20 protein-coding genes and 1 other annotated feature are annotated in these 25814 nt (G+C 49.9%); of the genes, 1 reads left to right on the top strand and 19 read right to left on the bottom strand.

From position 1 onward, the window contains the following. Positions 1-47: 47 nt before the first annotated feature. The 8 genes from AC3IRK_RS05610 to AC3IRK_RS05575 form a co-directional block, all read right to left on the bottom strand. The gene (locus AC3IRK_RS05610) at positions 48-1694 is read right to left on the bottom strand and encodes an aromatic amino acid hydroxylase (RefSeq protein ID WP_489170488.1); all 1647 of its coding nucleotides are present in this window, start codon (positions 1692-1694) and stop codon (positions 48-50) included. A 59-nt stretch (positions 1695-1753) separates the two neighbouring features. Beyond that, positions 1754-1957: a binding site (T-box leader), on the bottom strand. Between the two features lie 64 nt (positions 1958-2021). Continuing rightward, positions 2022-3167 (bottom strand): FUSC family protein, encoded by a 1146-nt coding sequence (locus AC3IRK_RS05605; RefSeq protein WP_114596212.1) that lies wholly within the window; start codon positions 3165-3167, stop codon positions 2022-2024. 117 nt (positions 3168-3284) lie between these two features. After that, positions 3285-5219: a PTS fructose transporter subunit IIABC gene (locus AC3IRK_RS05600; protein WP_131503003.1), complete on the bottom strand. Its 1935-nt coding sequence runs from the start codon at positions 5217-5219 to the stop codon at positions 3285-3287. Positions 5220-5235: 16 nt separating this feature from the next. After that, positions 5236-6156, bottom strand: coding sequence for a 1-phosphofructokinase (pfkB, locus tag AC3IRK_RS05595; protein WP_131973117.1), 921 nt, complete (start codon positions 6154-6156; stop codon positions 5236-5238). Next, positions 6153-6899 (bottom strand): DeoR/GlpR family DNA-binding transcription regulator, encoded by a 747-nt coding sequence (locus AC3IRK_RS05590; protein WP_012369959.1) that lies wholly within the window; start codon positions 6897-6899, stop codon positions 6153-6155. The genes pfkB and AC3IRK_RS05590 overlap by 4 nt, the downstream gene beginning before the upstream one ends. A 231-nt stretch (positions 6900-7130) precedes the next feature. After that, entirely contained in the window at positions 7131-7958 is an 828-nt protein-coding gene (locus tag AC3IRK_RS05585) for a fumarylacetoacetate hydrolase family protein (protein WP_131973118.1), read from the bottom strand. Between the two features lie 99 nt (positions 7959-8057). Next, the gene (locus AC3IRK_RS05580; RefSeq protein ID WP_214853870.1) at positions 8058-9503 is read right to left on the bottom strand and encodes a SulP family inorganic anion transporter; all 1446 of its coding nucleotides are present in this window, start codon (positions 9501-9503) and stop codon (positions 8058-8060) included. 69 nt (positions 9504-9572) lie between these two features. Further along, positions 9573-10481, bottom strand: a complete 909-nt coding sequence (locus tag AC3IRK_RS05575) for a TetR/AcrR family transcriptional regulator (RefSeq protein ID WP_114596216.1) — start codon at positions 10479-10481, stop codon at positions 9573-9575. Between the two features lie 164 nt (positions 10482-10645). Between AC3IRK_RS05575 and AC3IRK_RS05570 the strand changes: the two genes are divergently transcribed. Next, positions 10646-12121 (top strand): DHA2 family efflux MFS transporter permease subunit, encoded by a 1476-nt coding sequence (locus tag AC3IRK_RS05570; protein WP_131973120.1) that lies wholly within the window; start codon positions 10646-10648, stop codon positions 12119-12121. A 50-nt stretch (positions 12122-12171) separates the two neighbouring features. Here the strand turns inward: AC3IRK_RS05570 and nrdG are convergent, their stop codons facing one another. The 11 genes from nrdG to AC3IRK_RS05515 form a co-directional block, all read right to left on the bottom strand. Next, positions 12172-12630, bottom strand: a complete 459-nt coding sequence (gene nrdG / locus AC3IRK_RS05565) for an anaerobic ribonucleoside-triphosphate reductase activating protein (protein ID WP_131503007.1) — start codon at positions 12628-12630, stop codon at positions 12172-12174. Further along, entirely contained in the window at positions 12605-14443 is a 1839-nt protein-coding gene (locus tag AC3IRK_RS05560; protein ID WP_131503008.1) for an anaerobic ribonucleoside triphosphate reductase, read from the bottom strand. The genes nrdG and AC3IRK_RS05560 overlap by 26 nt, the downstream gene beginning before the upstream one ends. 267 nt (positions 14444-14710) lie before the next feature. Further along, positions 14711-16750 carry an ATP-binding protein gene (locus tag AC3IRK_RS05555; RefSeq protein ID WP_131503009.1) on the bottom strand — a complete coding sequence of 680 codons (2040 nt, stop codon included), beginning with the start codon at positions 16748-16750 and terminating at the stop codon, positions 14711-14713. Between the two features lie 63 nt (positions 16751-16813). Further along, on the bottom strand, positions 16814-17389 hold the full coding sequence (locus AC3IRK_RS05550; RefSeq protein WP_131503010.1) for an AAA family ATPase: 576 nt from the start codon (positions 17387-17389) through the stop codon (positions 16814-16816). Positions 17390-17433: 44 nt separating this feature from the next. Further along, positions 17434-18114: an LrgB family protein gene (locus tag AC3IRK_RS05545; RefSeq protein WP_489170487.1), complete on the bottom strand. Its 681-nt coding sequence runs from the start codon at positions 18112-18114 to the stop codon at positions 17434-17436. Further along, positions 18107-18496: a CidA/LrgA family protein gene (locus AC3IRK_RS05540; RefSeq protein ID WP_131503012.1), complete on the bottom strand. Its 390-nt coding sequence runs from the start codon at positions 18494-18496 to the stop codon at positions 18107-18109. The genes AC3IRK_RS05545 and AC3IRK_RS05540 overlap by 8 nt, the downstream gene beginning before the upstream one ends. Positions 18497-18672: 176 nt before the next feature. After that, positions 18673-20496, bottom strand: coding sequence for a DNA mismatch repair endonuclease MutL (gene mutL / locus AC3IRK_RS05535; RefSeq protein WP_214853876.1), 1824 nt, complete (start codon positions 20494-20496; stop codon positions 18673-18675). Between the two features lie 14 nt (positions 20497-20510). Then, positions 20511-23042, bottom strand: coding sequence for a DNA mismatch repair protein MutS (gene mutS / locus AC3IRK_RS05530; RefSeq protein ID WP_489170486.1), 2532 nt, complete (start codon positions 23040-23042; stop codon positions 20511-20513). A 66-nt stretch (positions 23043-23108) separates the two neighbouring features. After that, positions 23109-23546 carry a YlbF/YmcA family competence regulator gene (locus AC3IRK_RS05525; protein WP_188005300.1) on the bottom strand — a complete coding sequence of 146 codons (438 nt, stop codon included), beginning with the start codon at positions 23544-23546 and terminating at the stop codon, positions 23109-23111. Positions 23547-23661: 115 nt separating this feature from the next. Then, positions 23662-24483: a DNA-3-methyladenine glycosylase family protein gene (locus AC3IRK_RS05520; protein ID WP_131503015.1), complete on the bottom strand. Its 822-nt coding sequence runs from the start codon at positions 24481-24483 to the stop codon at positions 23662-23664. Between the two features lie 12 nt (positions 24484-24495). Then, complete coding sequence (locus AC3IRK_RS05515; protein WP_131973126.1) at positions 24496-25764, bottom strand: DUF445 domain-containing protein; 1269 nt, start codon at positions 25762-25764, stop codon at positions 24496-24498. Positions 25765-25814: the final 50 nt, after the last annotated feature.

Below are 25814 nucleotides of genomic sequence, written 5' to 3'. Positions count from 1 at the left end.
CACGGTTTCCATTCTAACAGGTTTCAGGAGATTTCTCGATGCCTGAATTACCGGACAAGATCCAGCAGACGCATGCCGCGGCTGATCAGCTCGTCCCGTTCGGCCGACGTCTGCTTCAGACGGTCTAAATCCGCGATTAACCGGGGCTGATCGACTTCATCCGCCAGTTCCAGTAATTCAAGACGCAACAACCAGGCATCCGGTAATTGAGTCAACGTCCGGTCAATCAGTTGCGGCAACAGTTGACGATCGACCCGTCCTTCCCGCATTTCCCGAATGGCTTCAAAAATCGGATCAGCAGCTGTCAACGGACGTTCGATCCGTTCGAATTCGACTGTCTCCGGAATCGGTTTTAACGCTTCGACTTCTGTTCCCGGGAAAGCCGACGTGATGTCTCCGACGACTAACTCCATCCGGTCCATTGCCGTCGTTTGACCGTCGTTCGTTAATTGAGCGTCTTCCAGGACGACGAGTGCCCGGTGACCGTTGACGTTTTGAATCGCTGAAATTTGTCCTGTGACGTGAACTGCACCTTCTGTCCAGTCCAGCTCTTCCCCGACTTTGACCTGGAGCAAGACTTCGTTCAGCTCCGGTCCGTGAAGGAGTGTAAATCCTTCTGGATGATCAGCCAGCCCTTGACCTGTCATGACTTCACCTTTCGCAGCCAGCGCCGTCGGACCGGTCAGCTTGACGATGTGCAGGGTTTCATGGATTTCCTGTGTTGCCGGTACACCGACAAGCGAGACGCTGCTGTCAAAGACAAGCGTCGAAAGGTTGCCTGAATCGACGGCTTTCGTTAATCCGTGGATGCCGCCGCGGACGTATGACATCGTCTGCGCGAACTCTTCCAGGGCTTCCCGGAGCTGTTCGAATGATTCGCAGACAAACAGTTCTTTTTGCATGCTCGTGACGTCATGTTTCGTCGCCAGTGCTTTTTCAAGTGAAAACGGATGTTTGACGACCGCGTCTGTCAGACAGTGACGGCTCTCGCCGACCGATGACAGGAGACCAGCTCCGTAGATTTGTGGATTGTCGATATCGCCAATCAGACCGAATTCGACCGTCCACCAGAACAGACGTGAAATTTCATTCGCTTCCGAGATTCCCGTCACATGGGTCCGGGTTTCAGCAAGGGCGATTTCCGCCTGCTCGATGTCAGCCGGTGTCGAAAACGGGCTTTCTTTGACAATCGTCAATTTTTTTAACGCTTTGAAGACGTCGTGCTCCGCTTTATGGTTAAAGGCATGGGCACCGATCTCACCGAACCGGCGAACGAATTCTGCGTACGTCGGATTCATCAGGATTGGTGCATGTCCCGCTGCTTCGTGCAAGATGTCCGGTGCCGGTGTGTAGAGAATGTTATCGACCTTGCGGATATCCGTTGCGATCGGTAACAAGCCGTGTCCCTGGAAGTCAAAGAATGCGACGCCCGGTATCAGACCGTCAACGGCGACCGTTCCCCAGCCGCCCCGGCTCAAGTTGGCCGTCATCTCCCGGACATCCGGAATCCGTTCCGGACTGATGCCGGATGCAGCGAGTCCTTCGAGGTATGCCGGATGGGCTGTATCTTGTAACGTCTTTAAATTCAGTCGCATGACGTAACGCCAGACCGCGTGATCCGTCGGCGTGTAATCGTCGTAGTGTTGCGGTGCAACGTGTGGTTGTAAGTGACTTGGAATGATTGGTGTAGACATATGAATTCCCCCTTGAAAGTAGATGAACAACAAAAAGTCCCTGCCGAACAAAGATGTTCGACAGGGACGACAAAAGGCCGCGGTACCACCCTGATAATCTACGTAGACATAGATCGCTTCATTACGGGATAACGGTTTTCTCCGCTTGCATGGCAAGAGACTCGGAAACTGTAATTCGATTCAATCTGTGTACACGTTCGCAGCGCCACGTGCTCTCTGAAACAGGGAGATTGTTTCTACTTCGGTTTCGTCTTCGTCCAACTTCTTTTGTTCTGTTATGCTGTTATGCTGTTAGCAACTAAAGTGTTGTTAAGAAGGACTATACGCTTACTTTTGACTTTCGTCAATCGCTTTTTTTCGTTTAAAGCGGTTAAAGGTTTTATCACGGACTGATTTCTGTTCGATCGACAGCGACGTCACATGGCGACGAAGCGCCCCGTTCAGCCGTTTCTCAAACAATTCCAGTTCCTGAATCCATTCGTTCATCGCAACGACGATCGGCAGGATTTCCATGATGATTTCTTCTTCCAGTTCATCCCGGTCGAGAAACGAGTGTTTGACGAAAGCGATATTTTCTTTGACGAGGTCTTCCATCGCGAGTGGTTCTTCCGTCAGTAACAGATCGTACGTCAGCAAGACTTTTTCCTGACGCTGGGCGATATGCATCAGGTGATAGAACAATTCGCTCCGTAACTCGTCAGCAATCGAATTCAACGCCTTCTCCCGCTCCCGGAACCGTTCAGCGGTCGCAACCCCCCGTTCCAGACACGACTGCATATGTTGCAAAATGATCAAATTCCGCAATAACGAGACGTGCCGTTGCCGGGATCCGCGAATTTCTTCCCGGTGCAGATTAAATAACGTCTTTGTCTCGAGCATCGAACGGCTCATTTTGTCGATCGCTGACCGGTACGGTGTGACTTTCCCTTCAAAGGCAATTGCCCGGGTCACGACAAGCAGCTTCTCGAACAGTTTCGAGGCTTTCTGATAATAGACGTTCCCGTAACGCGGCGGGAAAATCAGCGCATTGACACCGAGGGCACAACCGATCCCGAGCATGACGAGTAAGTAACGGATCAGGACGATTTGCCACAACGGATCCGTCGCCCCTTCAACACTTTCCAGGATGACGATGATCATCAAGACGACGTGGGGAATCGTCCGGCCGAAACCAAATGCCAGTAAAATCGAGATGGCAGCCATGATGACGATTCCGATTGCCAGTGGATTGGCCGGGTTGTCACCTAGAATCCATAACGAGACGAGTGTCAGGAAGGCTCCGATCAGGTTGGCTTCCGCTTCCTCGAGGAATTGTTTCCATGTCTGATACACGGACGGTAATAACGTTGTAGCTGCCGAAATCGCAGGTAGGATCGGGCTTAGATTAAACAGGTTACTGATAATCAGCGCCAAGATGACCGCAAGTCCGGTCTTGATGGTACGTGGTCCGATTTGTAAAGACTGACCGCCCATATACAAACCTCCTTCATAGTGGGGATACGCCCCCTATTCTTGCTCTAATACCCGAAAAAGGCAATTAAAAAATCACTCCAAGAAGTCTTGGAGTGATTTTTATCGAATCTTTTTTTCTTATGAAGCTTTTGTTCCCGTACCAGAAGTCATTTCTTTTTTCGCAACTTCTTGATCGACGAGCGGTTTTTTCAAGATCGAGAGGATAGCAGCTCCGACAAGTGATCCGATTAAGATGGCACCTGCGTAGCTGAGAACGGCCATCCATGTGCCTGATGGTCCGTCAAGTAATGGGAAGACGAACACACCGCCGTGTGGTGCCGGAAGCAACACACCGAAGACGATTGTCAATGCACCGGCGATTGCTGAACCGATGACGCTTGCCGGGATGACACGAAGTGGATCGGCTGCTGCGAATGGAATCGCACCTTCTGTGACGAATGACGCACCCATTGCGTAAGCAGCGATACCCGCTTCGCGTTCTTGCGGTGTAAATTTCTTACGTGCGAACAATGTGGAAGAGAAAGCGACGAGAAGCGGTGGAACCATACCACCTGCCATGACGGCTGCCATGACTTCCGTGTTTCCTGCTGTTAAAGCGGCTGTTCCGAAGACGTAGGCCGTTTTGTTGATTGGACCACCCATATCGATTGCCATCATTGCTGCGACGAGCATACCGAGCAGGATGGCGTTACCGCCACTTAGACCGTTGAGTGAATCTGTTAACCATGTCATGAAAGCAGCGATTGGCTCGTTGATGACAAGCAACATGATCATACCTGTGATGAACGAACCGAACAGCGGGTAAAGCAAGACCGGTTTGATCCCTTCAAGAGCTTTCGGAAGACCTTGCAAGACTTTGATCAGTAAGAGAACAACATAACCGGCAAGGAAACCGGCGATCAATCCACCGAGGAATCCGGCATTCCCTTGGCTTGCGAGGAAACCGGCAATCAAACCTGGTGCAAGACCCGGTTTATCGGCGATCGACATCGCGATGAATCCGGCAAGAATCGGAATCAGAAGACCAAAGGCTGCTTTACCGATCGACATCAATTGAGCGGCAAATTCGTTGTATGATGGATCTTCCGGGTTCGCTGAGTTGATGCCCCAGAAGAAGCTGATTGCGATTAAGAGTCCGCCGGCAACGACGAGTGGCAACATGGCGGAAACCCCGCTCATCAGGTGTTTGTAGAAACCGCCGCGGGCTGGTTTCGAGCTATCGCTTGATCCACTGCCTTTATACACCGGTGCATCCTGTTTAACGGCACGGTCAATCAGTTCTTTTGGTTTCCGGATTCCCTGAGCGACCGGAACTTCAACAACGTGTTTCCCGTTGAAACGATCCATCTCGACAGCTTTATCCGCAGCGACGATGATTGCTGTGGCTTCTTGAATATCTTGACTTGTCAGACCGTTTTTCACGCCGGTCGAACCGTTTGTCTCGACTTTGATGCGGACACCCATTTCTTCCGCTTTTTGACGGAGAGCATCTGCTGCCATATACGTATGGGCGATACCGGTCGGACACGCTGTGACGGCAAGAATGTATGGTGCGTCCTGTGCGACGTTTGGCGATGAGACGTCGACCGGACCTTCTTCTTCCCGTTCTTTTGCTTCGATCGCAGCGATGACTTCATCTTCCGAACGGGCGGAAAGAATCGTATCACGGAACTTCATGTCCATCAGGTAGACAGACAGTTTTGATAATGTTTCAAGGTGCGCGTTGTCGGCATTTTCGCCGGCAGCAATCATGAAGAACAAGCGGCTTGGTTGTCCGTCGAGTGCTTCGTAATCGATTCCTGTCGAACGTCCAAAAGCGATGGCCGGTGATTTGACGGCTGCCGTCTTCGCATGCGGAATCGCGATTCCTTCACCGAGTCCGGTCGTACTTTGTGCTTCCCGGGCCAGGATGGCTTCGCGGTAAGCCGAGCGGTCATTTAATTTCCCGGCACGATCGAGTACATCCACCAATTCATCGATGACAGCTGCTTTATTCGACGAACGTAAATCGAGTTGGATCGTATCACGGGTTAACAGATCTGTAATTTTCATGAGTTTGTCACTCCTTTTAGGATTGAATGAGTTCAACGACTTGGACATCGGTCAATAAACGGTCAATATCTTCTTTTGTACATAAACCAAATGAGTAAGCGGACGCACTGCCTGTCGTGACCGCATAGCGAAAAGCTTCTTCCGGCGATCGCCCGAGGGCGTAACTGGCGACGAATCCTGCGACGAGTGAATCTCCGGCACCGACTGAATTAATCAGCTTACCGGCCGGTGTGTTCGCCGTGTAGGCCCCTTGCTTGTTGACAAGTAACGCTCCGTCACCTGCAAAAGAGATGATGACATTTTCCGCACCGCGTTCAACGAGTTGTTGCGCATACGGGACAGCCATTTCTTTTGACGTGATGTCGACATCAAAAATTTCACCGAGTTCATGATGGTTCGGCTTGATCATGAACGGACCGAGCGGTAAGACTTCAAGCATGGCTTCCTTCGTCGTATCGACAGCGAACTTCACGCCTCGTTCCGTCAGGACTTGCGCAATCTTCCGGTATAAATCCTGCGGCAGACTGCTTGGAATGCTACCGGCGAAGACGACGATGTCACCCGGCTGCATCGTTTCGAACGCTGCCAGTAACTCCTGCAATTCTTCATCCTTGATTTGAGGACCTGCCGCATTAAGTTCCGATTCCTGATCGGCACGGATCTTAACGTTGATCCGCGTTTCATCGGCAATCGGTGTGAAGGCTGTCAGGACGCCTTGTTTTTCCAGTTCGTCACGAATGAACTGTCCCGTACTGCCACCTAAAAATCCAAGAGCTTCCGTCTCGACGTCGTAATTTCTTAAGACCAACGAGACATTGATTCCTTTACCGCCTGCTACTTTTTCCGCTTTTTCCACACGATTGACTTGTCCGGCCTCAAATACGGGCAACGTGACGTAATAATCGATCGATGGGTTGAGTGTCAGTGTATAAATCATTTCGCGTTCACCACCTCTGTATATTGACTGTATTTCGCTTCCTGTTCACTGGATGTCATCGTGATAATCGTTGCCGCCCGCAGTGACGCGACCCGGCTGAAACTGATGTCATCCAGTTTCGTCTCATCGACTAATACATAAGACTTTTTCGCTAACTCAATCGCGGTCTTCTTAACGAGTGCCTCTTCCGGATCTGGTGTCGTGAAACCTTGAGTCGGATGAACACCGTTCATCCCAAGGAAAGCGACATCAAAATGGTAAATCAACATTCCTTCACGCGCATTGTAACCAACAAGTGCTTGGGTCGAATGCTTGAGTTGCCCTCCGACGACGAACGTCGGGATACGGTGATAGAGTAACGTGTTCGCTAGAGGAAGACTGTTCGTCACGACTGTAATCGCCTTTTGTTCGAGATAAGGGACGATGGCTAGTGTCGTCGTTCCTGCATCGAGATACACGTACATTCCGTCTTCGATCAGGTCGGCCGCTGCTTTTGCGATCCGGTCCTTCTCTTCGACGAAACGGTCACTTTTCTCGAAATAACTCGGTTCATCAATCTGCATATGGTTGGCGGTTGCCCCGCCGTGAACCCGCCGTAAGTGACCAGCCGATTCAAGTTGTGATAAGTCGCGGCGAATCGTTGATTCACTGGCTCCCGTCTGATCAACAATGGTTTGCATTTTGACGACTTCTTCCCGGGCGAGCAGCTCGAGAATCAGTTGATGGCGTTTTTTCGTTAACATGAGTTTCCCTCCACATCCTTAATATAAAGCGTTTACATTCAAAAATCAATCAAAAACATTCACTTTTTTATGTTTTTCGTTAAAAAACCTTCAAAATATGACTTTATTCGACAATAACATCTTGTTATACGTCTATTATACATCAAAAACGGTCATAATATGACCGTTTACGCAAAAAAACCGCTCATTCTCTGAGCGGTTTTAAACAAGACGGTCATCAAGTATTCATTTTTAGGCTTTGACGTGATTTTGCAGATGACCGATTCCTTCAATCGAAACATCCACGACGTCCCCATCCTGAAGATACGTCGGCGGCTTCATCCCGTGTCCAACGCCGGCCGGTGTTCCTGTTGCAATGATATCCCCTGCTTCAAGGGTCATCCCGCGGGAAACTTCCGTTAAAATCGTCACGACATCCCGGAGCATCAGCTTCGTCGAACCCGATTGCCGCAGTTGACCGTTGACGCGCGTCTCAACCAGTACATCGGCCGGATCAAAACTGTCTTCCGTCACGATGACCGGCCCGAACGGACAAAAACCGTCGAGTGATTTACCGCGGAAAAATTGAACATGCTCTTTTTGCAGATCACGTGCCGTCACATCATTGACGATACTGTAGCCGAAGACATGATCCAATGCATTTTCCGGTGTCAGGTCACGACCGGTTGTCCCGATGATGATTGCGAGCTCTCCTTCATAGTCGAGTTGCTGTGTCAGATCAGCATGCCGTTCGATTGCCTCAAACGGACCGACGATGGAACTCGGTGCTTTCGTAAATAAAACGAACTTCCCGGCACCTGCCGTATCCATCTCCTTGATATGATCGGCATAGTTCTTCCCGACACAAATCACATTACGAGGCGGTATGTACGGTGCGAGTAACCGGATCTCATGGTTCAGCCGCGGTGCGACATCCAAATCAAGATCCATCTCGAAGCCCCGTGCGATGACTTCAAGCAACGAATCCGTATAGACCTGCGCTGTCACGTCATACCGGTAACCTGCTTCCTCGATCCCAATCCGTGACTCTCCTTCTTGCTCAAACCGAAACCATTTCATGACTATTCCCCCTTTTTTTCCAGTATACCGAAAAGTCTCTCCAATCGTCTGCTTTCACGAAAAAAGAACCATCCGAAATACGTCTCGGACGGTTCCTCTTCAGGCGATGCGACGGGCTAACCGGTCAACAAGCGCCTGTGATTCTTCATTTAAAGAAACCAAGTCGACTGACACACCTGCCGCCTGATATTTCAAGACGACCGTTTCAATCGCCTCCGTTGCCGAATCATCAAACAGATGGGCTTGCGTAAAATCAAGCGTAATCTGTTCGAAGTCGCGATCTGCCGGCAAATCGAATTGTCCGACGAACGCCGTCGTCGACGCAAAGAAGATCGGTCCGTTGATCCGGTAGACGACGTTTTTCTCTTCGGCATGTCGTTTCACATCAATCCGCGAAATTTTCGACGCGAACAGAATCGCGGCGAGCAGAATCCCGACCAGCACACCCATCGACAAATCATGTGTCAGGACGGTCACGAGGACCGTCGCCAGCATGACGGCAGAGTCACTTTTCGGAGAATTTTTCAGCATTTTAAAGGATCCCCAGTCAAATGTCGCATAGGACACGAAGAACATGACACCAACGAGTGCCCCCATCGGAATCGTCATCAGTAAATCATTCATCGTCACCATCAACAGCATCAGGAAAGCCCCTGCCGTAAACGTCGACAATCGGCCCCGTCCGCCTGACGTGACATTGATGACCGATTGACCGATCATTGCACAGCCCGGCATACCGCCAAAGAATCCGGCCACGATGTTGGCGATTCCTTGTCCGCGTGACTCGGTCGCTTTATTCGATGTCGTATCAGTCATCTCATCGACAATCCGCGCCGTCAACAACGATTCAATCAGACCGACGAATGCGAGTGACAAGGCATACGGGAAGATGATTTGCAGTGTCTCAAGCGAAAACGGAACATTCGGCAGGAAGAAACTTGGGAGTGAAGCTGAAATTTGTCCCATGTCGCCGATGACGCGGGTATCCAGCGAAAAGGCAACCGTCAGGATCGTCATGATTGTAATCGCGACGAGCGGTGCCGGAATCACTTTCGTAAACCGCGGGAAAATCAGGATGATGGCGAGAGATGCCGCGACCATCGCATACATGATCCAGTTCTGTCCTTCAAACTGCGGCAATTGTGCCGAAAAAATTAAGATCGCCAAGGCATTGACGAATCCGACCATGACGGCGCGGGGAATAAAACGCAATAACTTGGCGACACCTGCGACGCCTAAAAGAATCTGGAAGATTCCGGCGAGAATTCCTGCTGCCAGTAAATAATCCACACCATGATCTTTGACGAGTTGGACGACGACAAGTGCCATCGCACCGGTCGCTGCCGAGATCATCCCCGGGCGGCCGCCGGCAATCGAGATGATGATGGCAATGATGACGGACGCATATAAGCCGACCATCGGATTGACGCCGGCAATCAAGGAAAACGCGATGGCTTCCGGAACCAGTGCCAAGGCAACCACGATTCCGGATAACAAATCCGCCTTCGGTTGCAGGACCCATTCTTTTCTCCATTGTGATAACATCTAATTCCTCATTTCTTGGTTTGAACATATTTTTTCATTATAAGACGTTTCATCTGAAGCGATAAGCCCTTATTGTAACAGTGTCCGGATCCGGACGATTTCGTCGACCATGTCCTGATAACGGACCATGATTTCCTGACCGGTGAAGATCGGATCTTCCTGCAACGTTTCGAGTGCCCGCTTCAACAGATGGATCTTCGGTTTTTTCCGTTCCAGTAATTCTTCATAAATGAAATCGAGCACTTCATCATGCGCTTCTTTTGATTCGTCTGAAATCGCGGACAGCGTGATCAGCCGCTTCATATGGGCATTCGTCTTTTCGAATAAATCTTTCCGGATGACGACCTCATCTTGCGGACGATCGAGCCAGACCGATAAAAACCGCGGCGGAATCAATTGTTCTTCCGTCCGGCTGACATCTTCGACGAGATGGGTCAACCGGTTAAAGACATACCGGACGACCCGTTCCGGTTGCGTGTTTGGTTCCGATTGCCGGAAGAAGTACATCGCATACTGTAACATTCCGGTATAGATGACAGCTAAATCGAGCAGATACGGTGTTTTCGCTTCCCCGAATAAATCACGCAGACGATGGTACGTCCATTCGATTTCAAGCAACCGGTTATTTTCCATGAATGCTTTTAATTCTTTTTCATTAGAAGCAATCGCTTCTTCAAACAACGTATACAGTTTATATTTCTGCATCAATTCGAGGTAACAGTTCCCTTGCCGGATAAACGTTTCATAATCCGAGACGTCACGGCCGACTAAAATTTCTTTGCGGGCATTACGCATCTTTTCGAAAACCGTATTGAAGACATCAATGAACAATTCATTTTTTGATGAAAAGTAATTATAGAACGTTCCTTTGGAGACGACACTTTGATCGAGTATGTCCTGGATCGAAGTCGACTGGTAACCTTTTTCGACGAACAGTTGGTAGGCAGCATCAAGGAGCTGTTTCTTTTTCGGGTTCATAACATTATCCTTTTCTTTAAATGATCTGTTTTTCAAAAACCACTCATTTACTTTAGTGTATAAAGCAAATAATTTGTAATGTTTTGCTTGAGACGGTAAGATAGCTAAGTTGTAGAATCAGTGTATAACAAACTAGACTTACTGTACAAAAGGAGCATAACGAAATGCAATCAACGAAGCAATCATCTCGTCTTTATTTAATTTTAGCGGTCTTGATGGCCGGCGCCTTCGTCGCTGTCCTGAACTCGACGCTGTTAAATATCGCTTTACCATCCATCATGAAATCATTCAACATTGAAGCAAGCACCGCTCAATGGCTGACAACGGGTTACATGCTCGTCAACGGAATCATGATTCCGACGTCCGCCTTTCTTGTTCAAAAGTTTTCGACACGCCAATTGTTCTTAACGGCAATGGGATTGTTCTCGATCGGCACAATCGTCGCCGGTCAAGCCGATCTGTTTCCGGTCCTGCTTGGTTCGCGGATGTTGCAAGCATCCGGTTCCGCCATCATGATGCCGCTTCTCATGAACGTTCTGTTAAACGGCTTCCCGATTGAGAAACGTGGACAAGCGATGGGCATCTTCGGTCTTGTCATCACGTTTGCTCCCGCCATTGGCCCGACGTTGTCCGGCTGGGTGCTTGAACATTACGAATGGCGGATGCTGTTCCATATCGTTACACCGATTTCCCTGCTGGTCCTCGTCATCGGATTCTTCTTATTAAAGAAAGAAGTCGTCACGAGTACACTGCGTCTTGAAAAACTTTCACTGGTCTTATCAAGCTTCGGCTTCGGCGGATTACTGTACGGTTTCAGTTCAGCCGGGTCTGCCGGTTGGGGATCTTGGACCGTCATCGGTGCTCTCGCCATTGGTGTGATCAGTCTCGCTTCGTTCATTATACGCCAATTCCGGCTCGATGAACCGATGCTTGAGTTCCGAATCTTTAAATACCCGATGTTCGCTCTATCGCAAGGCATTTCAATGGTCTTGAACATGTCGATGTTCTCCGCCATGATCCTGATGCCGATTTACGTCCAGACGATTCGCGGTATTTCACCGTTCCATTCCGGTCTCTTGATGTTGCCGGGTGCACTCGTCATGGCATTCATGTCACCAATTACCGGTCGTCTGTTTGACCGCTTTGGTGCCCGGGTCCTTGCCATGATCGGTCTGTCTTTGACCGTCCTGACAACTTTCTTCTTCAGTCGTCTGACGGCGGATACAGCGTATTCGTTCCTCGTCATCATGTACACATTACGCTTCCTCGGGATCTCAATGGTCATGATGCCGGTTATGACAAACGGATTGAACCATATCCCGCAACATTTGACACCGCACGGAACGGCACTTAACAATACGTTGTCGCAAGTATCCGGTGCGATCGGTTCAGGACTGCTCGTTACGGTCATGACATCACGGACCGCTGACTATGCCAAAGAACTGACGGCAAATGCAACGCCCGGGACGAATCCGCAAACGATCATCACACAATCGATGGTCGAAGGCATCAATGATACGTTCTTCATCGCCACGTTGCTCGCCTTACTGGCTTTAGGATTATCGTTCTTCATTAAGAAACGGAAAGTCGAGCAAGACGTCGTTCACATTGATGAAGCACGTGAAAAGAAATATGCTTAAACCTCAAACAGGTCGTTTCCTCTCTATCATGAGAAGAAACGACCTGTTTTTTATCCTAGAAAAGTCTGAAGCTGTTCCCTCGTCAAGATACGTTGATTCGTACTGCCACGAATCGACAGGGAAGAATCATGAAGGGTTTTGATATACCGCCCGTCAACTAAACCATCAATCTGTGACAGAATCTGTCGGGCTTGCGCATCTTCCAGCAACTGTTCAATCCGGTAACCGGTAAACAGATAGATGTCGCAGCCGGCTAACGCGTGAACCAGTTCTGCCAGGGCAGTACGTTGCAAAAACGGTTCCCCGCCGGAAATCGTAATCCGGCGTGAACCGATGCCTTCAATCTGTTCTAGGACTTGGCGAACCGTGTAGTCTGCGCCGCCATCCATCGCCCAAGACTCCGGATTATGGCACCCCGCACACTGGTGGGGACAACCGGCAAAAAAGATGACCGTCCGGAGGCCGGGTCCGTCGACGACGGAATCAGCGAGAATGTGGAGTAGTCGCATGTTTCACCCGATCCCGTTCTTCCGCCCGCTTCGCAGGATTCCACCGGTCCATCGTTCCGACCAGGTATCCGGTAATCCGGCGAATCCGTTCAATCTCTGTTCCGCCGCACACCGGACAGGAGGTTTCAATCGTCTGCTCCGTCCGGCACGTCAGACAGCGGTCAATCGGATGATTGATCGACCCGTATCCGATACCGGCTTCTGCCATCAGGCGGACGATGTCTTCGATTGCTTTTGGATTTTCCGCGAGAGCCCCGTCCGTCTCGACATACGTGATATGTCCACCGTTGCATAAGGCATGAAATGGTGCTTCCAAACGAATTTTTTCACGGATGGTCACCGTCGTATCGACCGGCAGATGAAATGAGTTCGTATAATACGGTTTATCGGTCACACGTTCCATTACACCAAATCGCTCGGCATCCGCGGCCGTGAATTTTCCGGATAGTCCTTCCGCCGGTGTTGCGAGCAGAGAAAAATTCAGTCCGGTTTTTTCCCCGTACTGATCGACAACCGTCCGCATCAATCGAATCAAGGCTTGACCGATTTCGTGGGCAAGTTTCGACTCCCCGTGATGTTGCCCCGTCAGGACGATCAACGCTTCCGCCAAACCGATGAACCCGACGGATAACGTTCCTTGCCGTAAGACCGGTTCGACCCGGTCTGATTCAGCCAGCGTCTGTCCGTCCCGCCAGATATGCCGATATAAAAAGGTAAACTCGTCTGCCGTCCGGTTGGCTTGGTAATGATAGCGTTCCAGTAATTGTTCGCAAATCACTGCCGTATAAGCGGAGACCGCTTCAAACATCCGATCGAGACTCTGCGTCATCAAGGCAAGGCGTACAAGATTCAGACTCGTAAATGACAGATTTCCCCGTCCGACGACAGAAGCTCGACCTTGCCGGTTCTCAAGCACACGTGTCCGGCACCCCATGTAGGCCACTTCTTCGTCCGGTGTACCAGTCGATTGGTTAAACGGCGCATCGAGAAAAGCAAAGTTCGGAAACAGACGTTTCCCGGTCACTTCCGTCGCCAGTTGAAACAAATCATAGTTCGGGTCCTCCGACTGAAAATTGACTCCTGTTTTAACCTTAAAAATCTGGATCGGAAAAATCGGCGTCTCCCCTTTTCCAAGTCCTGCCCGAGTGGCTTCAAGCAGTGCCCGAATCAACAGCCGGCCGAACGTTGAGGTATCTGTTCCGTAATTGATGGAAATGAACGGCACTTGGCCGCCACCGCGTGAATGCATCGAATTCGTATTATGAATAAACGCTTCACATGCTTGATAGGTCATCTCATATGTTTCAGACATCGCATAGGCCCGCTTGCGTCGATTTGACCATTTCGGAACCAGTTCCCGGATTTTCTTCAGTTGCCGCTGAAAGGTTTTTTCGACAAACGGAGCCAGATCATAATCAAACATCGGATAGGACTGTCCGCCGTGTTGCATATTTTGATTCGCCTGCATGATGATGGCAGCGAGTGCCAGGGCCGACCGGATATCCTGTGCCGGACGGATCGATCCGTGGGTCATCGTAAAACCGTCCGTTAACAATCGCCCGAGCGGCAGTTGAACACAGGTCGTCGTCCCGGTCACATAATAGTCGGCATCGTGGACATAGATGATATTTTCAACAAGTGCCTGTTTCGCTTCTGCTGATAACAACATGTCCTGCATCATCTGTTTTGCCGCGACACCGGCAAGACGGTTCAGCTTTCCGAGCGGCGATTTCCCATCGACATTCGCATTTTCCTGCATCTCATCCGTTGACGGATCCTGAACGATTTGTTCATATAACGTCTGTATGTCCATCTTCATCTCTCCCTAAATCGTGTGGTTTCTATCTGTATCCCCACTATAGCGAGAGCTTTCCAAGACCGACAATCCCTGCATATCTGAAACGATTTGCAAGGAAAACAGCCGTTTCGTCACCAAATGTTTTCAGAAAATCGCATGGAATTTGCTCTCATCCACTTTTCTTCTATCCTCTCCCGGTATGAGAAACCTCACTGTTCACGAAAAACAGGACAGGATACGCGGATGATTCTTTTCCGCACTTCCTGCCCTGTCCTATTTGATTTAATTCATTTCAATCAATGTATCGGAGACACTTGGTAACAACACCTTAAACACGGTACCTTCCCCTAAAATGGATTCGACATCAATATTGCCGTCATGTGCCCGGACAATTTCTTTACAGATCGAGAGACCTAAGCCCGTTCCGCCGATTTTACGGCTGTCGGAATTGTCGACCCGGTAAAACTTGCTGAACAGATGTGGCATCGCACTGCTTGGAATCCCTAATCCAAAGTCACGGACACTTAACTCAATCTGATTGTGGTGATGCGTCAGCGAGATGACGACATCGCCGCCGTCCGGTGAATATTTGATTGCATTATGAAGTAAATTACCGAGCAGTTGTTTCATGCTGTTTTTATCCGCATGAATCAAAAACTCATGGTTCTCATCGACATCCAGCTGCAGACGATGTTGTTCGGTTGACGCCTGATAAAAACGTGTCTGTTCCCGGACCGTATCAATCAGATCAAACACTTCTTTATCGTAGGACTGTTTCCCGGACTCCATCCGTTGAACATTTAAGAAATCGCTGACAAGATCCGTCAATCGTTTCGATTCATCATGAATCGTCTGCAGGTAGCGTTTGTTCCGTTCCGGATCCAACTTCCGTTTCAGCATCAGTTCCGTGAACCCGTAAATGGAAGAGAGCGGTGTCCGCAGTTCATGTGAGACGGTCGAGACAAGTTCCGACTTCATCCGGTCAACTTCCGTTTCCGCCGTCACGTCCCGGAACACAAGAATCGTTCCTTTCGCTTGTTCACTAAGCATGATTTCTTCCGCGTAGACCTGAATGAAGTATTCCCCTTGATCAATCGATAACGAAAACATCCCTTCCGGAATCTGACCCGATAAGACTTCTTCAAAATACGCTTCAAATGCCTCTTTTTGATCGACCTGCTCAAACATCGTCTCCGGCCGTACTTCGAGGAATGTCATCGAATCGTTGTCTTCTTCGATCTGTAACGATTCGAAGATATCAAATAACGCCTGATTTCCAAGAATCGTTTTTTCGTCATGTTTGATATAGAGGATGGCTTCCCGGACTGAATTCAGCAGTTGGGCTGTCTCTTTTCGTTCGTATTCCATTTGTTCATACAGTGACATCCGCATCAAGGAAATTGCAATCTGTTTCGAAAACGATTCCAGTTCATTCAATTCTTTTATGTTAAAGGATTGATCGAACCGTGCCAGATAGAGACAAGCAATCAGTTCATCTTTCGCCTGATCCATGACGGGGATGACGGCTTCATAAATGTAATACGGGAAACCAATCAAACTGTCATTGGCGACTTTTTTCGAAGAATTGGCACGTTCTTTCGAAATCATGACCCGTTTGAGCAGTAACGATTCGGTTTTCAGGCTCTCCTGCTGTTCTTCCGTCATTTCTTTTGGAACGACGGATGAGATCACATTGTTTTTAATCAATAACAGGGCTCCAAACTCGGTTTTCGTCAAACGGACAATCGTACTGATGACCGATGAATAATCAAACAAACTTTCCTTCGAAGCAAGTGTTTCAATCAGTTCATTGCGGTCCTGCAGATGCAGTTCGTTCGAACGTGTGACTTCGAGTGCCTGTTCCAGTTCCGTTTGTTTACTTTTAAGGGCTTCTTGATTCTGTTCCATCAACTGATTTTTTCGTGACAGCTCCGTGTGTTGCGAGGAGATTGAACGGGCCATCCGATAAAAGGATTCCGTCAGCTGTCCGACTTCGTTCTCCACCAGTACATCGTGTTCGAGCGAAATTGATTTTCCTTCCGCGAGTCGCTGACTTTTGATATTCAGTTCATGTAACTGCATCGTCAGCCGGCCAATCAACGGTCGGACGATGAATAATAAGCATAAAAGAAAAATCAATAAGTTCAAAAACCAGAACCACTGGGTTTGTTGCAGTTGAGCAAGTACTTGTTCCTTCGTCTGACCAGCCGAATTGTCGATATAAAGATAACTGGCGACAGATGTGAGTACACTCCAGGCAAACACGCTGTAAAATACCGCCATCAGCTGTCTCCCTAGTTTTTCAGTCATCCATTGTTTCATATTGCTAAAGCCTCCTACTAAAACTATAAAAATAAAGGTGTGATGCGAGACTTTCGTTTCGCATCACACCTTTATTTCCCTCAATCCTGCCGTTTCAATCCTGTCTCTTACGCTCCGTGGCGGCAATAACCGGAGATTACAGACTAATCCGATGGCATCAACGATTTGCTGTTTCGACATCCCGTCCGTCTGGAGATGATGCGAGAAGAGCGGATGGGAAAGCTCACGCAACCGGTCCTCGGCTTGTTTCCCGCCCCAGGACTGTCCGCGTTCAAACCGGCTTCGCAACCGTCGTCTGACGGTTTTCGGACTCGCCATCAATGCTACATGGTGAACATGGTGTCCGTTTTTTCTTAACGTCCCGATGATTTCTTCAAAATACGTACTATTTGTTAACGTCATCGGTACGATGATGACGGCAGAACCTTGATCCAGTTGTTCGAGCATTAACAAATTCAACCGGCGCCAAAGCGGCTCATCTTGAAAATCATCAGCCTGGTTCTCTTGCGGAAGCTGTTGGCGTAACAGTTGACCTGTCAACTCAGGGTCAAATAAATACGAGCCTGTGATTCGTTGCTGTAATCCTCGGGCAGCCGTCGTTTTACCGACACCGAATGTACCATTGACCCAAATAATCATTGTCCGGATATACCACCTTTATCTTTCCTCGGTAGGAGTTTCCTTTAATATACAATTTGAATGATCCACGGTGCAAGGACGCTGGCGAGAATTGCCGTCAAAATCATCGTCAGTAAACCAACCGCCCCTTCCCGCTGATCGAGACTCATTGATTTCGTCGCTCCCATGACATGGGCAATCGATGCCAGTCCGACACCGCGTCCGACAAAATGACGGATCCGGAGCCCTGTCATCAGGCACGGACCGACAATCGAACCGACAAGCCCTGTCACAAGAACAAAGGTCGCGGTTAAAGCAAGCGTGCCGCCGGATCGTTCCGAAATCGCCAAAGCAACAGGCAATGTCACCGACTTTGGTAACAAAGCAAGATTGGTCGTCCGGCCAAGATGCAATAACAGACCAAGCAGTAAGTCGGATGTCAGGGCAATGATGGTTCCAATCCCGACACCAAGTGCGATTTCCGGTAAAAACTTCCGGACATGATGCCGGACCTGATACAACGGAATCGCAAATGCTGTAATGGCCGGTCCGAGCATCCGTGATAAATACTTTCCGCCTGACATGTATACAGCGTGCGTCGTACCGCTGAGCGATAAGATGACAATCACGGCCGCCGTCACGGTCAAAATCGGCAGCGTCCAGACAAACGGAAACGCCCGGTACAACCAAAACGCGCCGCCAAACAGCAAAGTCGTCAATACCAGCCAAAATAGTCCTTCACTCATGGGCATCGACCCCCTCTTTGCGTCGGGCCAATCGATCGACGAGAAAAGCGGATCCGGTTAATGTCAACAGACTGCTGATGATCAGGATGATCAGGACCTGAAGGCCGGATTGACGCATGAAAACCGTGTAATCCATGATACCGGATAAGGCCGGTACAAAAAATAGCGGCATGACGAGCAACAGGACCCGTCCCCCGTGCTCGACGTAGCTGATTTTGAGCAGCCGGCTTTTTAATGCCAGATACAATAAAATCAAGCCGATGATATTTCCGGGTAACGGCAACTGCAGTCCTGTACTCACAACATCCCCGATCATGGCGAAACAGGAAATGAGGACAATCTGCAGTAGGATTGTCACACTCAATAATAATTTTGAACGCATAATGATTTCCCCTTGTTTAACGTATTCGGGTACTATTATCCGCCTCAGTTTGTGAACAATCAATGAAATTACCCGGATTTATATAAGTAACCGTTCTCACAGCAGTTCCCTTCTTTTTCTGTCCTAGCACAAAAAAAGAAGAGCCTCCTGTCGTAAGACAGATGCCTCTTCTTTCGTCACATAATCCGTTTAAACAGTTTTTCGAGTTCATACGTCGTCCATTCGATGATGACCGGTCGGCCGTGCGGACAAGTGAACGGCATCTCGGTTTTAGCGAGGTCGACGATCAACTGCCGCATCATCTCATGATTCAGCGGATGATTGGCTTTGATCGATTTTTTACATGCCATCATGATCGCCGCATCTTCCCGGTACGTTTCCAGGTCGACTTTTCGTTTCATCAGGGCTTCATCCATCAATTCCTGGATTGTCTCTTCCTGCCGGTGCGACGGGAACCAGGTCGGGACTTCCCGGACGATGAAGCTTTGTGGACCAAAAGCTTCGAGTTCGATCCCGACATCACGCAGTAGCGGTAAAACTTCCTCCATCCGCCGCATATCGTCACTCGCAATCTCAAAAGTATACGGCAACAACAACTGTTGCTTCTGCTCAAGCGGACGACCGAACATGACCTTATAGGTCTCATATTTAATCCGTTCCTGCGCGGCATGCTGATCAATCAGATACATCCCGTCCGCTCCCGAACAGACGATATAAGACGAATGGAGCTGTCCGATGACATCGAGATGCGGAAACTTCGGACCCGTCGCGGCCGGCTGTTCCACTTGTTCCGGGACTGGTTCATGCAGTACTTCGATTGATTGGTCCGGTTTTTGAATCCGGCTGCCTGACGGGACAGGCTCGTTCCCGGCTTCGGTCCGTTTCGGAATCGGATAATTCCAGACAGACCGGGAAGACAATTCCTCGACCGGCTCCGCCACATAGGAAAATTCTAATTTTTCCTGCGCACTCGGATCTTTTTTAGGTTTCGGCGGTGTCACTTTCGGAATCAACGTCTGCCGGCTGAGCGTTAAGCGGATTGTCTCCTGAATCAATTGACAGAGTTCCGCCTCCTTTGACAGACGGACTTCCCGTTTCGCCGGGTGGACATTGACATCAATCAACAACGGATCCATCGTCACTTCGATGACAGCAATCGGAAAACGCCCAATCGGCAACAACGTGTGATAGCCGTTTAAAACGGCTTGCGTCAGGGCAAAGTTTTTGACCGAACGTCCGTTTAAGATCAAGGTGATGTAATTTTTCGATGCCCGGGTCACTTCCGGCTTCACAAGATGACACGTCAACTGATAATCAGCCGTCGTACCGGTTGCGACAAGCGTTCCCTGAATCGTCTGATGCCCGTAGACACTGGCAAGTGCCTGCCGGACGTCACCCGAACCATTGGTCTGAATCAAGACTTTTCCTTCGTGAACCGCGTACAGTTTGACTTCCGGATGGGCAAAAGCGACCCGGTTCAAAATGTCCGTGATGGCGGCCAGTTCCGTATGTGTCGTCTTCAAATACTTCAGTCGGGCCGGTGTATTAAAGAACAGTTGCTCGACCGTCAGCTCCGTCCCCCGGTTCATGGCAATCGCCGACCGATTCGTCAGCCGTCCGCAGTCAAGTGTCAGCTGAATCCCTTCCTGCTCTTCCCGTTTCGTCTTTAAGGTGACTTTACTGACAGATGCAATCGACGCCAAGGCTTCGCCGCGGAATCCAAGCGTCTTGATGCGGAATAAATCGTGTTCATCCTTTATTTTGCTTGTCGCGTGCCGGACAAACGCCAGTTCCGCGTCTTCCGGATAAAAACCGTGTCCGTTGTCGCGGATCGTCATCCGCTTCATTCCCGCTTCTTCCAGTTCGACATCGATTTGTGTCGCACCCGCATCGAGCGCATTTTCAACCAGTTCCTTGACGACGGAGGCAGGGCGTTCGACGACCTCACCTGCCGCAATCCGGTTCGCAAGCGAATCGGATAGTTCCCGAATGATTCCCATGCCTGACGTCCTCCTTATTTTCTCGCTTCCGCCTGCAGACGGTACAGCGTGTTTAATGCTTCAAGTGGTGTCATATTGATTAAATCCAGTGTCTGTACCGTCTCCCGGACCGGATCCGTCTCAGCAAAGAGACTCAGTTGATCAACGGGTTCCGCCTGAACTGTCATTTGTTTGGGTGGTACGACCATCCTTTCATCGGCTTGTTCAAATTCAGATAACAGTACTTCCGCCCGGGCAATCAAGGCATCCGGTAAATCGGCTAAGCGCGCGACATGGATACCGTACGATTGATCGGCTTTCCCGTCCCGGACTTCGTGTAAGAATACGACCCGTCCATCCTGTTCGACAGCCCGGACATGGACATTCGCGAGACGCGGCATCGAGTCCTCAAGGACCGTCAGTTCATGATAATGGGTCGAGAACAAGGTTTTTGCGCCGACGTGCTCTGCAATATGTTCGACGATGGCCTGTGCGAGCGCCATTCCATCGTACGTCGACGTTCCTCGGCCAATCTCGTCCAGGAGAATCAACGATTTATCGGTTGCCCGTGTCAACGCTTCTTGCGTTTCGACCATCTCGACCATGAAGGTCGATTGACCGCTGACTAAATCGTCCGCTGCCCCGATTCGCGTGAAGATTTGATCGAAAATCGGTAACTCGGCCCGGCTTGCCGGGACGAATGATCCGATTTGATGCAGTAAGGCAATCAAGGCAAACTGGCGCATATACGTCGATTTACCGGACATGTTCGGTCCTGTGATTAACAGCATTTCCCGGTCTTCATTCAGATTGATGCCGTTCGCAACATACTCCCCGCGTGGCAATACCGTCTCGATGACGGGATGTCGCCCGTTTTCGATCGTTACGTTCCGACCGGTCAACGTGATTGGTCGGACGTAATCATACCGTTCGGCGGTTTCCGCCAAAGCGACGAGAACATCGAGTTCGGCAATCCGCCGGCTGACCCGTTGCAGACTTTCGATGTGTGTCTTCACCTGATCACGGACCTGACAGAACAGTTCGTATTCCAACGTGATACTTTTTTCCTCAGCTCCGAGAATCAGTGCTTCCTTCTCTTTCAGTTCCGGCGTCACATACCGTTCCGCATTCGCAAGTGTCTGTTTCCGTTCATAACGCCCTTCCGGCAACAGTTTGGCATTGGCCCGTGATACTTCGATGTAATAACCGAAGACGCGGTTGTATCCGATTTTCAACGTCTTAATCCCCGTCGCTTGCCGTTCGCTTGCTTCAAGCGTCGCCAGCCACGTCTTCCCGTCTTTTGACGCCACCAGTAATTCGTCTAGCGCCGGATCAAATCCTGTCCGGATCATTCCGCCATCTTTCGTCGAAATCGGTGGAGCCTCGACAAAAGCACGGTCGAGCAGATCGGTTAATTCATCGTGCGGATCAAGTCCAAGTGCAAGCTGTCCGAGCCGGTCACTGAGTAATTCTTCAAGTGCCGCTTGAATCCGCGGAATCAGACGCAGCGTTGACTTCAACTGGACAAGATCGCGGGCGGAAGCGGTCCCGTACCCGACTTTTGCGACCAATCGTTCCAAGTCATAAACTTCCCGCAATGTATCCTTCAACTGTTGTCGCTCGAAATAATGTGCCAGCAGTTCTTCGACGGCGTCCAGCCGCTCGGCAATCGTGTGTTGTGACAGCAACGGTTTTTCGAGCCAACGCTTCAGCATCCGGCCGCCCATTGCCGTACCCGTGACGTCAAGCAGTCCCAGTAACGATCCCTTTTTATCGCCGGTCCGGGCAGACCGGACCAGCTCCAGATTTTTGACCGTATTCGGTTCGAGCTGCATGAAGTCGGCCGCTTCGTAAACGATGGCCGGTTGCAAGTGGGCAAGCGACCGTTTTTGCGTATCATGCATGTAGGCATAGAGCACAGCAAAGGCGTCTGCTTGTGCCGTATCAATCGCCCGGTCACCGTGGGGATGGTTTTCCCGGCGTGCACTCTGCGTCAATGGAATCTGTAAATGGCTGAGTGCTGCCTCATGTTCACTTGTCGTCACGATGATTTCTCGCGGCAGGATGATGCTCAGCTCCTTTGCGACCGCATCAAGCGTCGCAACGCTCGTCAAGGCACTTTCGCCGGTCGAGACGTCTCCGCGGGCAATACCGAACCGTCCGTCCTGCTCGACGACGGCGACCAGGTAGCGGTTTTCTTTTTCCGTCAACGATGACATCAAGGTTCCCGGTGTGATGACTTGGACGACTTCGCGTTTGACGAGCCCTTTCGTCAACTTCGGATCTTCGACCTGGTCACACAGCGCCACCTTGTATCCCCGTTCAATCAATTGTTCGATGTAACCGTTCGCTGCGTGATGCGGGACACCGCACATCGGAATCGGATGTTCGGCATTTTTGCCGTTTTTCGCTGTCAGCGTCAATTCGAGTTCATGTGCGACTTGTTTCGCATCTTCGAAAAATAATTCGTAAAAATCACCTAACCGATAAAACAAGAAGGCATCCGGATAGTCGGCCTTAATCGAAAAATATTGTTTCATCATCGGCGTGTTATGGACTGCTTCCATGCTGTTCACCTCATTCGCGTAAAAAGCCGACGGGAATCCGTCGGCTTTTCCAATTCAATTCATTGATTAATAGCCGCAACCGCCGCTTTTATTTTCTGCATCCATGCCGCTGCCTGTTTTCCCCGCCAAGACATCGCCGTCAGTCGCTTCGATGATTTGATCCGTGATGCCGTTTGAAATCGTCACCGTCACGTATTGAAGAAGTCCGTTTACTTCTTCCTGTGATTCCTGGAATTGTTGCACGACGGGCATTTCGTCGAGTTCAGCGAATAATTTATCCAGTTTTGCTTCGACACGTGCCAAGGCTTCCGTTTTACCGTAATGCTGGCAGTTAACGGCTTCTTTTTGCAGGAACTTGATTTGTTTCATCATCTTTTGAACTTTTTCGTTCCCGTTGATGTTTGCTTCAGCAGCTTTGAATCGTTCTACTTCTGATGTCTCAGAAATCATTTTCGCGATCTCATTGGCCTTTTCGATGATTTGTTCATCTGTGTACATAAACATTCGTCCCCTCTATCGGAAGCGGTGATCCCGCTACGCTTATCATATCTACAAACGATGACTCGTTCTTAACGCATTTATTATACCGTTCTCTTAGAGGGGTGACAAGAATAGTTCCTTATTCAATCGAGCGCCACAGCAGATAGGCGGCGTGACTACGGTATGGGGCAAATTCTTCCGCCAGTGAAACTGCCTCTTCAACACTCGGCCGGGTCCCGTGCAAGTGCTCAAACGCCCGTAAAATGCCGATGTCCGACGCCGGAAACAGGTCCTCCCGTCCGTATCCGAACATCAAAACGTTTTGTACCGTCCAGGGACCGACTCCTTTTAAGGCAATCAATGTCTCCGCGATCGTTGCGTCGGATGCTTCCGTTAACCGGTCAAAATCAATCCCGGCCCGCGCTGCTCCCAGGAGGTACTCGACTTTTCGTCCGGACAGTTGCAGTACCCGAAGCTGTTCCGGTTCAAGCTTCCGTAACCGGTCTGCCGTCGGCGGGAAAATCACCCCGTCCTGTTCCGTTCCGAATGTCCGGCAAAACCGTTCCATCAGGACTTGCGCAAAGGCCAGATTGATTTGTTGATGGATGATTGACCGGATGAGTGCAGTGAACGGACTAATATCCAGCACAAGCCGCTCCGCTCCAAACGTGGCCACGACTTCTGAAAGCGAGGTGTTTGATAAGTGCTGGCTTGGATTCGTCGTATCTAGACGAAACCGGCGGCGCAATTGCTGCACCATCGGTTTCTGTGGACCGTTTCCGGACAAGAGCAGTGTCCGCGGACCGGATGCTTCCATCTGACCGATGAAGTTTCCCTCCGGCAACAAGAGCGGAACAAACAACCGACCGTCCTGTTCGACCTGTAACCGGTCACCCCGAAGGCGTTTCCGGATACCGGCAAAGTCATAGTCGTCTTCTAACAGTAACTGTTCCTGCCACATACAATCGCTCCCTCAACCAATGAATAGTTTGATCCCACCAAGAATCAGACCAATGAAAAATCCGCAAATCGCGCCGTTAACGCGAATCCATTGCAAATCGTTCCCCACCTTGTCTTCAATCATATGAATCAACGTTTCCGTATCAAAACGGTTTAAGTTTTCCCGGACCAGGCCGCCGATTTTTTGGTGGTTTTGATCCACGAACCGTACGAGCTGATCTTTCATCCAGCGGTCACTTTCTTCTTTGAACGTCGGATGCTGATCCCACTCGTTCAGCGCTTGGTTCATCAACGGTAAAGCACGATTTTCCCAGAAAGAATCAGATGCCAAGTACGTTTTCAGCTCCTCGATTCCTGCCGTGTAGGCCCGGTTCAAGACCGGTTTCAAATCAAAACGATCAACTTCTGCCGCTTTCCATTGATCAATTTTTGCAAGCCGCTCTTCATCTTGCGTCAATTGCGCCAAATTCCGGCGTACATGATCAAGAATCGCCAGACGGTTCGGGTGATGCACCTGCTTCATATCTTCAATCACACTCAGCAGGACGGATTGAATGACAAGGCTCAACCGTTCTTCCGAGTAGACTTTTTGTACCGTCTTCGCCGTAACGCGTAAAAAGGTGTTTTTTTCCTGATCAATCATGGCGTGATACGCCAAACGGCCAATTTGATCACGGATCACGGGATCTTCGAGCAACCGTTGCCCGTACCCGAGCAATTGGTCGATGGCGAGTTCATCAAGACGCCGTTCCTCGTTTAATCCCATCAGCCGTTCTGCCAATCGTTTGGATGGATACGCTTTGACCGTGTCGGAAATCCGTTCATCGACGACCTTCAGGATCGCTTCTTTCGGCAGTTTGTGTAGAATACCGGCCAACAGTTCCGTGACCGTCGAACGAAACGCCGGTAACAGGACAATTGAGCGCAACAATTTGATGAAACGGTCGGCGAGCGTCATATGCCGTAACTTTTCAACGATACTCTCTTTATTGAGCAAGTCTTTTTCGAGCATCTGGACGATCGACTCGATGACCCGCTCCCGGTTTTTCGGCAATAGGTTCGTATGGGGAATTTTCAATCCGAGCGGGTGCCGGAATAATGCCGTGATGGCAAACCAGTCTGCAATTCCGCCGACAAGCCCTGCTTCAAAACCGCTCTGCAACCAAAATACCCAATCGTTTTCTTTAAACGGCAATGAGGCGATAAAGCCGACTGCCATGAAAATCAAGGACACGGTCGCCAGACGCCGGGTCGATGATTTTGGTTTTAATTGTTGTTGCAAGATGGTTCCTCCTTCTCGCTGCATGTTTTGTCATACTTCGTATACGTTCA

The sequence above is a fragment of the Exiguobacterium sp. GL_137 genome (assembly GCF_057834585.1).
Note: the sequence above shows the minus strand (reverse complement) of the source record. Positions and strands in the feature narration are given on the sequence as shown.

Bases quoted from the DNA above. Each gene is read 5' to 3' on its own strand.
- AC3IRK_RS05600 (WP_131503003.1), bottom strand. From the start codon at position 5,219: ATGAAAATTACAGATCTGTTAACCCGTGATACGATCCAACTCGATTTA.
- AC3IRK_RS05550 (WP_131503010.1), bottom strand. From the start codon at position 17,389: ATGATTATTTGGGTCAATGGTACATTCGGTGTCGGTAAAACGACGGCT.
- AC3IRK_RS05575 (WP_114596216.1), bottom strand. From the start codon at position 10,481: ATGAACCCGAAAAAGAAACAGCTCCTTGATGCTGCCTACCAACTGTTC.
- AC3IRK_RS05610 (WP_489170488.1), bottom strand. From the start codon at position 1,694: ATGTCTACACCAATCATTCCAAGTCACTTACAACCACACGTTGCACCG.
- nrdG (WP_131503007.1), bottom strand. From the start codon at position 12,630: ATGCGACTACTCCACATTCTCGCTGATTCCGTCGTCGACGGACCCGGC.
- AC3IRK_RS05555 (WP_131503009.1), bottom strand. From the start codon at position 16,750: ATGAAACAATGGATGACTGAAAAACTAGGGAGACAGCTGATGGCGGTA.
- AC3IRK_RS05560 (WP_131503008.1), bottom strand. From the start codon at position 14,443: ATGGACATACAGACGTTATATGAACAAATCGTTCAGGATCCGTCAACG.
- AC3IRK_RS05540 (WP_131503012.1), bottom strand. From the start codon at position 18,496: ATGCGTTCAAAATTATTATTGAGTGTGACAATCCTACTGCAGATTGTC.
- mutL (WP_214853876.1), bottom strand. From the start codon at position 20,496: ATGGGAATCATTCGGGAACTATCCGATTCGCTTGCGAACCGGATTGCG.
- AC3IRK_RS05585 (WP_131973118.1), bottom strand. From the start codon at position 7,958: ATGAAATGGTTTCGGTTTGAGCAAGAAGGAGAGTCACGGATTGGGATC.
- AC3IRK_RS05605 (WP_114596212.1), bottom strand. From the start codon at position 3,167: ATGGGCGGTCAGTCTTTACAAATCGGACCACGTACCATCAAGACCGGA.
- AC3IRK_RS05580 (WP_214853870.1), bottom strand. From the start codon at position 9,503: ATGTTATCACAATGGAGAAAAGAATGGGTCCTGCAACCGAAGGCGGAT.
- AC3IRK_RS05545 (WP_489170487.1), bottom strand. From the start codon at position 18,114: ATGAGTGAAGGACTATTTTGGCTGGTATTGACGACTTTGCTGTTTGGC.
- AC3IRK_RS05590 (WP_012369959.1), bottom strand. From the start codon at position 6,899: ATGTTAACGAAAAAACGCCATCAACTGATTCTCGAGCTGCTCGCCCGG.
- AC3IRK_RS05570 (WP_131973120.1), top strand. From the start codon at position 10,646: ATGCAATCAACGAAGCAATCATCTCGTCTTTATTTAATTTTAGCGGTC.
- AC3IRK_RS05525 (WP_188005300.1), bottom strand. From the start codon at position 23,546: ATGTTTATGTACACAGATGAACAAATCATCGAAAAGGCCAATGAGATC.
- pfkB (WP_131973117.1), bottom strand. From the start codon at position 6,156: ATGATTTATACACTGACACTCAACCCATCGATCGATTATTACGTCACG.
- mutS (WP_489170486.1), bottom strand. From the start codon at position 23,042: ATGGAAGCAGTCCATAACACGCCGATGATGAAACAATATTTTTCGATT.
- AC3IRK_RS05520 (WP_131503015.1), bottom strand. From the start codon at position 24,483: ATGTGGCAGGAACAGTTACTGTTAGAAGACGACTATGACTTTGCCGGT.